The sequence below is a fragment of the Butyricimonas synergistica DSM 23225 genome (genome assembly GCF_000379665.1).
Lineage (GTDB): Bacteria > Bacteroidota > Bacteroidia > Bacteroidales > Marinifilaceae > Butyricimonas > Butyricimonas synergistica.
In genome coordinates, this window is the sequence record NZ_KB903369.1 from 76,533 (window position 1) to 90,893 (window position 14,361).

The window sequence follows — 14,361 nt, forward strand, 5'->3', positions numbered from 1 at the left end:
TTGAAAATATTGAATAAAAAATAGTGATATGATGAAGAAGTTACAATTCATGATATGTCTGCTCGGATTGCTTGGTGCGGGGGCTTGTTCCGATTATCTGGATAAAGAGTCCTCGGATGAGGTGATCGTGAGGACGGTTTCCGATTATAGTGAATTGCTTTTGGGTGCTGGTTATCCGTCACCGTCGAAGTCTATCTATAATACACTCTATTTGCTGGATGATGATTTCATGTTGAATGAAAGGAATCTTGAAGATGATGAAGATTACACGGGGGCGGTGAATATTTTTCCGTTCTTCACGTGGCAACCGGATATGTGGGAACGCCAGGAGGTGGACAAGAGTAATTATGACGAAATGTATTCCTCCACTTACGAGCGGATTAAGGGTGTGAATGCCGTGTTGGACGGGATCGACGAAGCGATAGGTGATGCGGAAGAGCGGGATCAAGTGAAAGCGGAGGCTTTGGCATTGAGAGGGTATTATTATTTTATGCTGGTGAATCTTTACGGGGAGCCCTATAATTATAACAAGAGTGCGTTGGGGGTGCCTTTGAAGTTGACTGCCGATATGGAAACGAACGGGAAACCCCGGAGTACGGTGGAAGAGGTGTACGGGCAGATCGTGAAGGATTTGTCGGAATCGTCCGCTTTGTTTGAAAAACACGCTAAACGGCGGGGAAGTTTCCGGGTGAATTTGCCGACGGTGAATATTCTTTTATCCCGTGTTTATTTGCACATGGAGGTTTGGGATGAGGCAATTGCTGCCGCCACGAAAGCGATAGAGAACGGTAACTTGTTGACGAATTACGTGAATCTGCCGGAAAGTCCGATTTGTATAGCCAATTATAATTATTCGGAAGTGGAGTGGGTATATGGTAATGGGAATACGCCGACTCGCAATCTGAATGCAGTGGTCGTTTCCACGGGCTTACGTGAAAAGTTGGAGGCTAATCCGAATGATACCCGTCGGGCACTTTGGTTTGATGGTAACTGGAATATTTGTAAAAAACGTGTAAGTTACCCGAGCGGTACCCCGAGAATGCCGACGAATTCTATCCGGATGTCGGAAGCTTATTTGAATCGTGCTGAAGCTCTCGTGCAGGATGAGCAAATCGGTTTGGCTTGGGATGATTTGAAGCATTTGCGGGAGAATCGTTATCGGGATTATAATGAAGCGAAGATTACGGATGCGGGAAAGTTGCTGGAAGAGATTCGGGAAGAGCGTCGTTTGGAGCTTTGTTATGATGAGGTGCGTTGGTTTGATTTGCGTCGTTACGGGATGCCCTCGATTTCTCATCAATATAAAGTAAGAAAATCCGCATCTTGGCAAATTTATGTTTTGCAGGAGAAAGATCCGTTGTACACGTTACCTATCCCGAATGAAGTGATGAACGAGAATCCGGCATTACGGCAAAATGAATCGGCAAATCAGCCAGTACGCCAAGGAAGATGAAAATAGTGGAATTTTTAAATGTTATGATAATGAAAATAAGAATATATGCACTTCTGTTTGCTTTCGTGTTTTTAGGAGCTTGTGCCGAAGATAAGAAAATAGAAGAGATCCAGATAACCGATCCGGATTACGTGTTGCCCCAGGGGGGAAATGCTGCCGCGGATGAGATTATTTTAGAGTTGTATAAAACTTACAATACTTATTTCTTGTATGAATACACTGAAAAAGATATTGAATGGACTCAGACGGCGTCTTTAACTTTTTATCAATACGAGCCGATAGATCCGAATGATGTCGAGAATTTACTGAACCTGTTGAAAATTACTTGGTTTGATTTATATAATGTGGAAGTGTTGAAGAAAATGATGCCTTATCGAGTATTTTTGACCGGAATTTTGAAAGAGGATATCGGTTCGTGGAGGGAAAATTGGGTGGATATCCCTGCTCGTTATTTGGAGAATCAGATTGCTATAAACAAGGTGGAAAAAGATGTGGCAGATATGTCTTCTGTGGAAAAAAGAGAGTTTAAATCTTATTTGCAGGCGACCTTCTTGGAGTATTGTGTGACTTACGGGGTGATAACAATTCCAGACGAGTTTTATGCAGAAAGCGATTACTCGAAGTCATATGCAAGTAGTTCGGAGGAAGCAAGAGAATGGGGATTCGTGTATAACCCGAAAACAGATAGCGAGTGGAGTTATGATACGTGGCAGATCACGGCCGCGGACGATCTAAACGCTTATCTGGCTTCTTTGGTGTATCGCACGACCGAAGAGTGGGCGGAAGATTTGGAGAACCCGTTGATTAGGAAGAAGTATGATATATTGGTGAATTGTTTGAAAGAACAATATGGTGTAGATATTTGTAAAATAGGTAATATTGTTTATGAATAATGTTGTATGTATAAAATGTATTGTATGAAAAGATGGATTGTGTGTTTTTTGCTTTTGGTGTTTTTAATGCCTTTAGTACATGGAGTTACTGCGAGTGAAAGGAAAAAGAAAGACAAGGGCGAGCTTCCTGTTGCTAAGGAAACGAAATACGAGAAGTTGATGAAAAAAGCGGGACGGGAATCTGCCACGGGAGAATTCCTTTCCTTGCATAAAATCGAGGGAAAACTTTACGTGGAACTCCCGTTAAAGTATTGTGGACGTGATCTGTTGATTGCTTCCACGACAGCGGAATCCAGTAATTCCATGTTAGCTATGGTCGGGTACAAGATGAATGACCCGTTGCACGTTAAATTTGTCAAGATGGATAGCACGATCGTGCTTCAGATGGTTAATTCCTCGATGGAGAGCGATGAAGAATTGGGATTGGCTATCAAACGTAATTATCTGAATTCGTTTTATAAAAAGTATCCGGTGGTAACCTATAATAATGATTCGACATCGGTAGTCTTTGACATGACGGAAATGTTCATCGGGGATGAGGAAGCGTTGAAGCCGGTGGAGAGCAATTATAGTATTCTCGGGATAACTTCTCGCTTGAAACCGGGATTCGGAATGTTGAATAAAATCAAAGCTTTCAGTGACAATATCACCATCGAGTCGTACATGACGTATGATTATAGTATCACCTTTTTTGGCGAGGAACTTGGGTCAGGTGCGTTGACAACAAAACTCGTGCGCACGATATTGCTGTTGCCGGAAGACCAAATGAAACCGAGAATTGCAGATTCTCGTATCGGGATATTCCTTACCGGTAAAGAAAATATCACGATGACAAAGGATGGAATTGAAAGTTACGCATTGGTCAACCGTTGGCGCTTGGAACCGAAGGATATGAAAGCGTGGGAACGCGGGGAACTGGTGGAACCGGTGAAGCCGATCGTGTGGTATATTGATGACGCTTTCCCCGAGTCGTGGAAAGAACCGTTGAAACAATCGGTTTTGATTTGGAATAAGGCGTTTGAAAAGATTGGTTTTAAAAATGTTATGATCGCTCGTGATTTTCCGAAAGATGATCCGGATTTCGACCCAGATAACCTGAAGTATTCGTGCATCCGCTATGTTCCGATTTCTGTAGAGAATGCTATGGGACCGTCTTGGGTGGACCCGAGGACCGGAGAGATTATCAACGCCACTGTATTGGTTTATAATGATGTGATTAAATTGATCAATAGTTGGCGTTTCGTGCAAACGGCGCAGATTGACCCGAGAGTGCGAGGGAAAAAGTTGCCTCAAGAGGTTGTGGATGAATCACTGGCCTATGTGTTCGCCCACGAGATTGGTCACACGTTAGGCTTGATGCATAACATGGCAGCTTCTAGTGCGTATCCGGTAGATTCGTTACGTTCTGCCACTTTCACGCAGAAATACGGAACGACGCCTTCTATCATGGATTATGCCCGTTTCAATTATGTGGCTCAACCGGGTGATGAGGGAGTACGCGTGTCGCCTCCGGATATGGGCGTGTATGACGAGTACGCCATAAAATGGTTGTATTCTCCGATCCCAGGTAATAAGTCCGTGCAGGAAGAGGCTAAAATATTGGAAAGTTGGGTGGATGAAAAAGCCGGTGATCCGATCTTCCGTTACGGGAAACAGCAAGTGTATTCCCGTTATGACCCGAGTGCGCTTGAAGAAGATTTAGGGGATGATGCTTGCAAAGCGGGTGATTACGGTATCAAGAACTTGAAATACATCTTGAAAAACTTGAATACTTGGATTAAGGACGACGAATCGACAGCTCATCGCCAGGCATTGTATGCCGATCTTTGCAACCAATATGCCCGTTATTTGATGAATGCTTTGGCAAACGTGGGAGGTATTTATTTGACGGAAGTAAAAGATGGTACTCCTGGCGATCGTTGGAAATCCGTGCCGAGAGAGGTGCAACAAAAATCGTTAAAATGGGTGATTAAACAACTGTGCGAAAGCGATTGGTTGGATGAAAAGGAGGTGATTGACAAATTCCCGTTGTCGGTAAATAAATCTCTTGTTTTGAAAACGGTCGTGGGGAAAAAGTTGTTCCAGCTGAATAATGGCGTGTTGCTGTCTGCTCATGTCAGTGCTCGACCTTATACGTCAGAGGAATATTACAATGACCTTTTCTCCGGTGTTTGGGAACCGACGATCCAAGGGCGTAAATTGACAGTAGGCGATAAATTATTGCAAAGATTGGCGGTGCAAGAGGTGATCACTTCTGCCGGAAAAATCATGAAAAAGAGTGGGGGTAAGTCTTTGCAGACATTAGGTATGATTTATGCACCTTCCGTGGATGAAATCGCCCTTCGGGGGTTGGATGCCACCGGTTGGATTAACGAACATTTGCCTGAATTGAGAGCACTTGAGGAAGAATATGGCAAAGGGTATGTAGCAGCTTGTATGCAGAAAAAACATCAATTCGGGGATACGGGTGATTATGGTTGGCAGAAAGAAGTGAACGTGGGAGCGATAGACGAATCTGCTGCTTATTGTGCTGCCATGTTAAAGAAAATAGAGCAGTTGGTAAAAACGAAGGTGTCGACAGCAAACGCTAGCGATAAAATTCATTACCAGTCTATTCTGTTAATGATTGAGGCACAGAAGAAATAGGAAATGTTATATATTAAAAAATCCGGTCAAAACGATTTGACCGGATTTTTTATGGTTACCTTAAATCTTATTTTATCTCGATAGTTCTCTGTGCTTTTTTAATTTCCTCTACGGATATTTTTGGCAGATCGATGGTCAATACCCCGTTATCTACTCCAGCTGCAATTTTTTCCTTGTCGACGTCGTCGGGCAGAATCATGGTTTGTTGGAATTTTGAGTACGAGAATTCACGTCGCAGGTAGCGTTGTTCTTTCTTTTCCTCTTTGTTTTCAACTTTTTTCTCCATGGTGATGACGAGATTATTGTCTTCGTCTATGCGAACGTTAAAATCTTCTTTCGTCATCCCCGGGGCAGCAACTTCCACTTTATAATCTTTTTCCGATTCAATCACGTTGATTGCTGGTGCAGTTGCGTTTGCTCTCGTCATCCACTCGTTATCAAAGAAATCATTAAAGATACTTGGTAACCAATTTTGAGTTCTTCTTACAGGCATCATAATTAAAGTCTCCTATCTTTAAGTTTAACATTCAATCTTTTCTTCGGACTTCGGTTCTTTTATGAACCGCTGTTCGATAATGGATAGTGCAAAGCTTGTGCCAATGCGGTTTGTGGACTTTTTGTCATGGTTATTATGTCAAATTTTCATTTTTGGAGATTCTCGAGTGACAAATATTTTTCGATTTCAGGTACATTTTTGTGATAATAGTTGTAGCTTTATGGCTGTTTAAATAGGTATATACTTAATAAATATATTTATGCATAGATTGAATAAAACTTACAATTGGGCTAGAACAATATTTGTTTTGGCGTGTGTCGTTAGTCTGGGATGGATATCTCCCGTAATGGCTCATGGAATGGAGGTTCGTCAGGCTGACGGAGATACTACCGTGTATGTAGTTGCTGATGTTCAACCGGAATTTAATGGGAACTTGAATCAATGGCTCGGGGAAAATATCATGTACCCGGAGGAAGCTCAACAGGAACGTATAGAGGGTAAGGTGTTCGTGACCTTCGTGGTAGAGAAAGATGGTGCTGTTTCACAGGTTAGAGTGGTGCGTTCGGCACATCCGATTCTGGATGCCGAGGCTTTGCGGGTAATTCAAAATATGCCAAAATGGAAACCTGCCACTATGGGCGGACAACCCGTACGTTTCTCCAAAACTTTGCCGATCACGTTTAAATTGGCTCCCGAGGAATTGACTTACGAAATGTATTTAAAAAATTTGGAAGAAGAAGCCAAAATGTTGAAACAAGGAGAGCAATTGTCGCCGGAAGACCAGGCTGCCCGGGTAGAGGCTTTCAAAAAGCAATTGGGCGATGATGCCACGCTTTATAAAATGTTATTGGAAAAGAGCCAGGATATAAAGAAAGGGATCGATAGTTTGGTAAAAGCTCAAACCAAAGTATTGAAACTGAAGAAAAACGACGTCAAAGAATTGACCAAAATATACGAGAACGAGATTGATGCGAAAATCAAATTGATCGAGAGTCTGGGAACGAATGATTTTGTTAGCAAGTTTGTTGCTTCCGAGATCAAGATGAGACAATTCGAGATGGATAAAATGTTGCAGATAAAAGATTTATTGAAAGATCGTTTCAAAGATTATTTCGAGAATTATATTTTGCCACAGTAAAGTAATTGTGTGGTATCCTATTTTGGGGTTGTTCAGAAAATCTTTTTTTGAACAACCCCAAATTGTATTAGATAATTAATGATATATGATTAATTTTATTATCTTTGAGGTAGTAAAGGGATAACTATGGGTTTGTCGGATACGGATATTTTAGACTTCATTCGGAAAGATAAAGCAGCTGGAATACAACAATTATTTGTCCGGTATTATCGTCCGTTGGTGTTATTCGCCGATGAATTTCTGAAAAATCGTTTGGAGGCAGAAGATATCGTGCAGGAGTTGTTTGTGAAACTATGGGAAGATGACTATTTAATTCGGGTAACAGATGTGTCTTTAGCTTCTTACCTTTATTCAGCCGTGAGAAATAGGGCGATTTCTTGTCTTCAAAAAAAGGATATATTACGTGGTAGCAAAGAATTGGAAGGAATGGATATTTCCGAGGAAATGGTTGTGGATATTGACGAGGAACGGATGGAGATTGTGATGCGGGAGGTTGAACGTTTGCCGGATAGAACCCGTCAGGTTGTGGAATGTGTGATGTTGAGAGGATTGAAATACAAGGAGGCGGCAGAAGAATTGTGTATTTCGATCAATACGGTGAAGTTTTTGTTAAAAGAGGGGACGAAGCGTTTGCGGGAAAAATTTGCTTCCGTGAGATCGGATATCCTTTTTCTTTTCTTGCGTAGAGTTCAACGTCGAGAATGAATTATCGACATTGCTGACTTGCGTGTTAAGATACTTGTAATACAAATTTAGAGGATTGTTCAAGGATCGGATTATTATTTATGAAAAAAAATAGAAAATCACCTACCCGTTTTTTTGATTTTTGAGTCTTACTGGTAAAAACAGGATAATAATGAAGTTACCGGAAGAGATACATGAACTAATTCTAGCCAAGTTGGCAGGGGAAATTGACTCGGAAGAAGAGGCAAGATTACATGCTTGGTTGGAAGAGAACGAGCGGAATCAGGGAGCGTATCAGGAATTCTGTTCCTTGTGGTATGCGGGTAAATGGGGTGCATTGCGGGATAGTGTGAATCGGGATAGTGGATGGGAAAAAGTGTTGCGTCGTCGTCGGTATAAATATCGTAATATGTGGTCTCGGGTGGCAGTGGCGGCTGTTGTTGTGTTCGTGATAGGTTTTGTCGGGTGGAATTGGTCGAAAGACGAGAAAGTACAAGTTACGGAGCATATATCGGTATGGAAAAATGCTGACATAAAATTAATACTTTCCTCGGGGGAGGAGGTCAATTTGAAGATGGTGGGCAAAGGTGAGATTAATGATGAAGGGATGGTTATTCGTTCCGATTCGGCTTATTTGGACTATACTGGGCAGACAGGAATTGTTATGGGATACAACGAGCTGATTGTCCCGAAATGTGGTGAATATCGTTTGCGTTTGCCGGACGGGAGTTCCGTGGTGTTGAACGCCGAGTCTAAGTTGCGTTTTCCGTTGAATTTCACGGGAGAGAAGCGGGAGGTTTTTCTTGACGGGGAGGCTTGTTTCGAGATCGTGAAGGATTCTTTGAGACCGTTTGTCGTTCATACGGCTAAAACAGACGTGCGGGTGTTGGGTACTTTGTTCAACGTGTCTGCTTATCCGGAAGAGGTGCGTATGGAAATAACACTGGTGAATGGTGCTGTCCAAGTGAATGCGGCAGATTATCAGGAACGTTTGAAGCCCAATCAACAATTCGTGTTGGATAATAGTACTTTGCAGGCTCGAGTGCGAGAGGTGGATGCAAGAACTTATATCGCATGGACGGATGGGTTGTTCCGTTTTGATGCAATGCCTTTGGAACAATTGATGTCGAGATTGAGCCGTTGGTTCGATGTTTCTTATGAATTCAAGGATGAAACCTTGAAAAAGATACGCTTCACGGGTGGTTTCCGGAAATACGATGATATAAACGACATCATGAAAATGATTGGGGAAATTACGAATGTGTCATTTAAAATGGTTGATAATAAGGTTGTAATAGATAAAAAATAGAGAATGAAAATCGGGTAACGCTTGCAACATTACCCGATATTATCTCCCTCGGCAAAAGGGAGTGTGATTTATAAAACTTAAAAACAAATGTATGAAAAAAAGTCGAAAGTATCGACCTGTCATTCTTAAAAGCAGGTGGAATAAAATTTGTACGATTATGAAATTGACATTGTTTATGTGTTGTTTTTTCGTGCTTGCCTCTTTTGGAAATAGTTTATCCCAACAGAGGGTGAGCATGAGTTTGGGTAAAACTACGATCAAGGAAGCCTTGACAGAATTCCAGCGGATGACGAACATGATCGTGATCTATAGTGATGATAATTTCGAGGTGACTCGTGAAGTGGTAGCTAATTTTAAAGATGTGGAATTGGATGTATTTCTCAAGGAACTATTGAAGGGAAGCGGGATGACTTATAAATTGATGGAGGATTATATTTTAATAATGCCATCTAAAGTTTCTGTTGCGGATTCCTTGAATCAATTGAAGAAATATGTTGTCCGGGGAGTTGTCAAAGACGAGAAGGGTGTGACGATGCCAGGAGTTACTGTTCTTATCAAAGAAACGAAAGTTGGGGTCGCCACGGATGTAGATGGTAAGTTTGAATTGACGACTACAGATTCAAGTAAATTAGTTCTTGTGTTTTCATTTATCGGGATGAAAACGACCGAGGTGAAATATACCGGGCAGAAATTGATAAACGTAACCATGCAAGAAGACGTGGGAGAACTGGAAGATGTGGTGGTGACGGGATACGCTAACGTGAGGAAAACAAGTTTTACCGGAAACTCTGTGCAGGTGAACAAGGAGGAGTTGATGCGGGTGTCAAGTCGGAATGTGGTGGATGCCTTGCAGGTATTTGATCCCTCTTTGCGGGTCATGTTAAATAACGAAATGGGTTCAGACCCGAACACGTTACCCGAGTTCTATATCCGGGGACAATCCGGTATCGGAACTAAAGAATTGGACAAAACCAATTTGAAGAGTAATCCGAATGCCCCGGTATTTATCCTGGATGGTTTCGAGGTAAGTTTGGAAAAAGTGTACGATATGGATATGAACCGGATCGAGAGTATGACCATTCTGAAAGATGCGGCGGCAACGGCAATATACGGGTCTCGGGCTGCGAATGGGGTCATCGTGATCGAAAGTGTGGCACCGAGGGCGGGGAAATTAAACGTGTCATATAATTTGGTTACTTCATTAACGGCTCCCGATTTATCTGACTATAATCTGATGAATGCACGGGAAAAGATAGAAGCGGAAGAAGCTGCCAAATTTTATGTTCCGAAAGAGAATGCCTCTTCTTCCGAAATGAATAGGTTGGAACAGGAACGTTTGAGTAAATGGGACCGAGTTAATGAGGGGGTGAATACTTACTGGTTGGGACAACCTTTGCAAAATCAGTTTAACCACAAGCATAGCCTTTACATTGACGGGGGAAGTGAAAATATCCGTTTAGGGGTTGATTTGAAATATGATATTCAGGGTGGTGTAATGAAAGAATCCGGACGCGACAAGATGGGGGTTGGGTTTTACGTGGATTACCGGCTGAAAAAATTACAAGTGAAAAATTATATCACGTACGATGAGGTTAAAGCAAAAGCATCCCCTTATGGTAATTTTAAAGATTATGCTGAGAAATTACCGTATGATAAATTTAAGGACGATCAGGGGCATTATGTGCGTCGCTTGCAACAAGAAGACGGGAGGAACGGTTGGCATGCTCCGGCGGGTAATCTGGTAAATCCGTTATATGAAGCGAAAGAATTGTCTAATTTTAGCAAGAGCACGTATAATGAAATCACGAATAATTTGAGTGTGAACTGGTATTTGCTGGATAACCTACAAATAAAAGGACAGTTTACCATATCGAAAAAGAATTCTTTGGCAGAAGACTTTTTAGATCCGTTGTCGGGAGAGTTCTTGACAGATGCCCAATATCCGGGACGATTAACACAAAACAAATCGGATGAGATTCGGATTAATACCAATTTGTTTGCGAATTACGTGAATCAGTTCGGGAAAAACAATTTGAACGTGTCCCTCGGGTTGAACACAGTGGAGCGGAGGTATGAATCTTCTTCGTCTGTTTTTGAGGGATTTCCTTCGGGGCATTTACACTCCCCTCAGTATGCTGCTAAAGAAGCCAGGAAAGCCTCTTTCTCGGATAATCATACCCGTTTGTTCGGGACTTTTTTTGCGTTGAATTACACGTATGATGATATTTACCTTCTGGATGTTTCTTGTCGTTTGGATGGTTCTTCGGAGTTCGGTGCCGATAAAAAGTTTGCCCCCTTCTGGTCTGGAGGCGTGGGTTTGAATGTTCACAAGTATGAGTTCATGAAAGAGAATGACTTATTTAGTACTTTGAGGTTCCGAATTACTTACGGGCAGACCGGAAAAGTGAATTTCCCGGCTTATGCGGCGAAACATTCGTATGATTTGTTGGAAGATTGGTATGATACGGGTAGTGGGGCGATACTGAAATATTATGGCAACCGGAAATTGAAATGGGAAGTGACGAACGAGTTCGATGTCGGGATGAATGTTGGTTTGTTGAAAGAACGGATCATTTTGAAGTTTGACTACTATAATAAAGTGACCAAGGATTTGATCACCCCCGTTACGGTTCAAACGTCAACCGGTTTTACCAGTTATAACGATAACGTGGGGGAAATCGAGAACCGGGGTGTCGAACTGGACTTGAGAGTGAATGCAATACGGCAGAAAGACCTGTCGGTGGTCGTTTACGGGAATCTGGCTCACAACCGGAACAAGATATTGAAAATATCCGAATCGTTGAAGGCGTATAATGCTAGAATTGACGAGGAGTTCGCACAATATGAAGCCAACGGGGCTTTAAGAAAAGACCAGGCATTTGCAAAGCCTTTGCTGAAATATGTGGAGGGAGGGTCTTTGAATTCCATTTTCGGGATGAAATCTTTGGGAATAAACCCGGCAGACGGGGATGAAATATTTGAAAGATCAAACGGAACGATTACCTACACGTGGTTTAGTCCGGATCAACAGATTATCGGAAACAAAGAACCCAAAGTGCAGGGTGCTTTCGGGTTGAACGTACAGTATAAAAACATCTTCTTGTATGCCAGCTTCCTGTATGAATTTGGCGGGGATGTTTACAACGAGACCTTGGCAACCAAAATTGAAGGCGTGGACTTGTATAGCACGAATGCAGATCGCCGGGTATTTTCCCAGCGGTGGCAAAAACCGGGAGATAAAGCAAAGTTCAAATCCATTCAGATTAATAACGTGGCAACCCGGTCGACATCGAGATTCGTGCAGACGAACAACACGATAAAATTCAATTCGTTGACCGTGGGTTATGATTTCGATGCCGAATGGATGAGAAAGATCGGTTTGGGAATGTTACGGGCACAATTCAGTATGAAGGATATAGCGAACATCAGTAACGTGAGGCAAGAGCGCGGGTTATCTTATCCTTTTGCCCGGACATTTGATTTCGCTTTAAATATAAGTTTTTAAAAACGGAAAATTATGAAAGAATATCGATATATAGGTATCCTATTTCTGGCAATCATCGGTTTTACGTCATGTAACAAATGGTTGGAAATAGATCCGAAAGATCAAGTCGTGGATGAAAATCTATTTGAAGATTACCGCGGGTTCAGAAATGCATTGAATGGAATTTATACTTCTTTGGCAACTTCCGAACTTTACGGTCGGGAATTGAGCTGGGGACTGGCGAGTGTGTTGGGACAGGATTATATGGCAGGAGAAGGAGATTACACCTACCAGGCCGCACAACGTTATAATTACGAGTACGCAAGTTTGAAATCAAGACTGGCTACCATGTGGTCAACGGCTTACAATATTATAGCCAACTGCAATAAATTGATTGAAGAAACGGAAAAACAGGATGCCTCCTTTTTCTTGTACGGGGAAGAAGAAAAGGGGATCATACTGGGCGAAGCGTTAGCTGTCCGGGCTTTGCTTCATTTCGACCTGTGTCGCCTATTTGCCCCGGCTCCTGCTCTAAATGACAAGAAAGGCTATATGCCTTATCGGATGAATTATTCCGTGGAGATTGCATCGAAGTGGAGTGCCGATCAAGTATTGCAACAAGTGGCGAAAGATTTGCTTCGGGCGAAAGATCTGGTGGCACCCAATGACACGATCTTGAATCGTAATATGCTATTAAATACAAGTACCGTGCGTTTGAATGGCAGTGGGGCTGTCGGAGGTACATTTTTCGGTTATCGGGGCGTCCGGTTGAACTATGTGGCAATAAACGGATTGTTAGCTCGGGTCTATATGTATGCCGGTGATTATACGAATGCAAAACATTATGCCGAATACGTGTACAATAAGTATGCTCCGGATGAAGATGATAACACGAGTGAAAGATGGGGATTCTCGACGGTAAGTGAGACAACTGCGAAAGGGAAATTTTCCAGTGATATGCTTTTCGGGCTATCGAATAAGAATCTGGTGACAGATATTGCGAATTTGGTGGCAACCTTTGGAAGACCGTTATATCTGAATGGAATCAAATCTTCTCTCGAGAATAAAGATCAGGATGATTACAGGTGGAAACTGATATATAGTGACGGTGGGAACGAGAAATGTGTGAAATGGGATGGAACCGGGGTTGCCGGCGAAGACTTGAGCGATAGGGATTATTCCATTATCCCCGTGATTCGATTGAGCGAGATATTTTACATTCTGACAGAATGCTACGTGAAGGATGGAAATGCAACCGGGGCGGCGGAAATATTAAACGAAGTGCGTAAACATCGGGGAGAATCAAGAGAGATTGCCGCCGTATCAAATGACGTGTTGGAAGATTTGCATGGAGAGATCAGGAAAGAATACATGACCGAAGGCCAGACCTTTTTCTTCTATAAACGTTTGAATCAACCTATTCGGGTAGGAATAGGAGTAATTCCCGTGGGAGATAAATTTGTCATTCCCACGCCGGATAGTGAAGATGTCTATTAATTTAAAATCGAATGAATATGAGATACATTATATGGTATATAATTACAGTTCTGTGTTTGACAGCTTGCTCAAAGGTTGAGGTGGACACCTACCATGCACAGAGGTACGTCCAATTCACCCGGTTGTATACGGACACCGTTACACTTTCATTCCGTTTTTATCCGGGAGTGACAGAGATACGAGTACCTTTGGAAGTGAAACTGATAGGAGATTTGCTGGATAAGCCTGCCGCAATAAACTTGGTAGTCGATAAAGAAAATTTGACCGCAACATCCGATATATACGGTTGGGATGAACAAGTGTTGTTCAAGGCGAATCAATCTAAAGACACGGTGTATCTGATACTGAAAAAGTCAGGAATCCAGGAGGGGGACCAGAATACTTACACGGTCGTCGTGGATATCGAAAATGGAAATGAGTTATTGATGGGAGAGATAAATTACACCCAGCGTGTATTCCGGGTAAACAATGTGCTCAGCCGACCGGATTGGTGGACGGCAGAAGTCGTAAAATCTTACTTGGGTGCTTATTCGGACGTGAAATATCAGACTTTTATCGATCATGTCTATACCGGAGATTTCGAGATGAACGGAGATGCTTTGACCGATGCAGCTAAGGGAAGCCTCCGTGCATACGCTATCCAGTTTAAAAACTTTCTGAAGCGGCAAAATCCTCCTATCATGGACGGGAATGTCGAAATGTTATCGACCGTACCTGTGATCGGTTCCTGATGCCGGAATGATTCGGATTGTATAATATAA

General features: G+C 42.3%; 10 protein-coding genes. 9 read left to right on the plus strand and 1 reads right to left on the minus strand.

Annotated features, from left to right (window positions below):
- Nucleotides 1–28: 28 nt before the first annotated feature.
- The 3 genes from A3CY_RS0115780 to A3CY_RS0115790 are packed head-to-tail and all read left to right on the plus strand — an operon-like array spanning nt 29 to nt 4,992.
- The gene (locus tag A3CY_RS0115780) at nt 29–1,453 is read left to right on the plus strand and encodes a RagB/SusD family nutrient uptake outer membrane protein (RefSeq protein ID WP_018338904.1); all 1,425 of its coding nucleotides are present in this window, start codon (nt 29–31) and stop codon (nt 1,451–1,453) included.
- Between the two features lie 29 nt (nt 1,454–1,482).
- The gene (locus A3CY_RS0115785; RefSeq protein ID WP_155828411.1) at nt 1,483–2,346 is read left to right on the plus strand and encodes a hypothetical protein; all 864 of its coding nucleotides are present in this window, start codon (nt 1,483–1,485) and stop codon (nt 2,344–2,346) included.
- 24 nt (nt 2,347–2,370) lie between these two features.
- On the plus strand, nt 2,371–4,992 hold the full coding sequence (locus A3CY_RS0115790; protein WP_018338906.1) for a zinc-dependent metalloprotease: 2,622 nt from the start codon (nt 2,371–2,373) through the stop codon (nt 4,990–4,992).
- Nucleotides 4,993–5,059: 67 nt separating this feature from the next.
- On the opposite strand, the gene A3CY_RS0115795 is transcribed toward A3CY_RS0115790, so the two are convergent.
- Nucleotides 5,060–5,488, minus strand: a complete 429-nt coding sequence (locus A3CY_RS0115795) for an Hsp20/alpha crystallin family protein (RefSeq protein WP_018338907.1) — start codon at nt 5,486–5,488, stop codon at nt 5,060–5,062.
- Between the two features lie 259 nt (nt 5,489–5,747).
- On the opposite strand from A3CY_RS0115795, the gene A3CY_RS22210 reads away from it, so the two are divergent.
- The 6 genes from A3CY_RS22210 (at nt 5,748) to A3CY_RS0115825 (ending at nt 14,331) form a co-directional block, all read left to right on the plus strand.
- Entirely contained in the window at nt 5,748–6,626 is an 879-nt protein-coding gene (locus A3CY_RS22210; RefSeq protein ID WP_081619491.1) for an energy transducer TonB, read from the plus strand.
- 126 nt (nt 6,627–6,752) lie between these two features.
- The gene (locus A3CY_RS21335) at nt 6,753–7,331 is read left to right on the plus strand and encodes a sigma-70 family RNA polymerase sigma factor (RefSeq protein WP_018338909.1); all 579 of its coding nucleotides are present in this window, start codon (nt 6,753–6,755) and stop codon (nt 7,329–7,331) included.
- Nucleotides 7,332–7,482: 151 nt separating this feature from the next.
- A complete protein-coding gene (locus tag A3CY_RS22215) occupies nt 7,483–8,619 on the plus strand; it encodes a FecR family protein (RefSeq protein ID WP_018338910.1) in 1,137 nt (378 codons plus the stop codon).
- A 157-nt stretch (nt 8,620–8,776) separates the two neighbouring features.
- On the plus strand, nt 8,777–12,124 hold the full coding sequence (locus A3CY_RS0115815; RefSeq protein ID WP_018338911.1) for a SusC/RagA family TonB-linked outer membrane protein: 3,348 nt from the start codon (nt 8,777–8,779) through the stop codon (nt 12,122–12,124).
- A 12-nt stretch (nt 12,125–12,136) separates the two neighbouring features.
- Nucleotides 12,137–13,600 carry a RagB/SusD family nutrient uptake outer membrane protein gene (locus A3CY_RS0115820; protein ID WP_018338912.1) on the plus strand — a complete coding sequence of 488 codons (1,464 nt, stop codon included), beginning with the start codon at nt 12,137–12,139 and terminating at the stop codon, nt 13,598–13,600.
- Nucleotides 13,601–13,617: 17 nt separating this feature from the next.
- Entirely contained in the window at nt 13,618–14,331 is a 714-nt protein-coding gene (locus tag A3CY_RS0115825; RefSeq protein WP_169503690.1) for a DUF4843 domain-containing protein, read from the plus strand.
- Nucleotides 14,332–14,361 lie beyond the last annotated feature (30 nt).

Coding starts and splice junctions, on each gene's coding strand:
- A3CY_RS21335 (WP_018338909.1), top strand. CDS start 6,753: ATGGGTTTGTCGGATACGGATATTTTAGACTTCATTCGGAAAGATAAA.
- A3CY_RS0115825 (WP_169503690.1), top strand. CDS start 13,618: ATGAGATACATTATATGGTATATAATTACAGTTCTGTGTTTGACAGCT.
- A3CY_RS0115780 (WP_018338904.1), top strand. CDS start 29: ATGATGAAGAAGTTACAATTCATGATATGTCTGCTCGGATTGCTTGGT.
- A3CY_RS0115790 (WP_018338906.1), top strand. CDS start 2,371: ATGAAAAGATGGATTGTGTGTTTTTTGCTTTTGGTGTTTTTAATGCCT.
- A3CY_RS22215 (WP_018338910.1), top strand. CDS start 7,483: ATGAAGTTACCGGAAGAGATACATGAACTAATTCTAGCCAAGTTGGCA.
- A3CY_RS0115815 (WP_018338911.1), top strand. CDS start 8,777: ATGAAATTGACATTGTTTATGTGTTGTTTTTTCGTGCTTGCCTCTTTT.
- A3CY_RS0115820 (WP_018338912.1), top strand. CDS start 12,137: ATGAAAGAATATCGATATATAGGTATCCTATTTCTGGCAATCATCGGT.
- A3CY_RS22210 (WP_081619491.1), top strand. CDS start 5,748: ATGCATAGATTGAATAAAACTTACAATTGGGCTAGAACAATATTTGTT.
- A3CY_RS0115795 (WP_018338907.1), bottom strand. CDS start 5,488: ATGATGCCTGTAAGAAGAACTCAAAATTGGTTACCAAGTATCTTTAAT.
- A3CY_RS0115785 (WP_155828411.1), top strand. CDS start 1,483: ATGAAAATAAGAATATATGCACTTCTGTTTGCTTTCGTGTTTTTAGGA.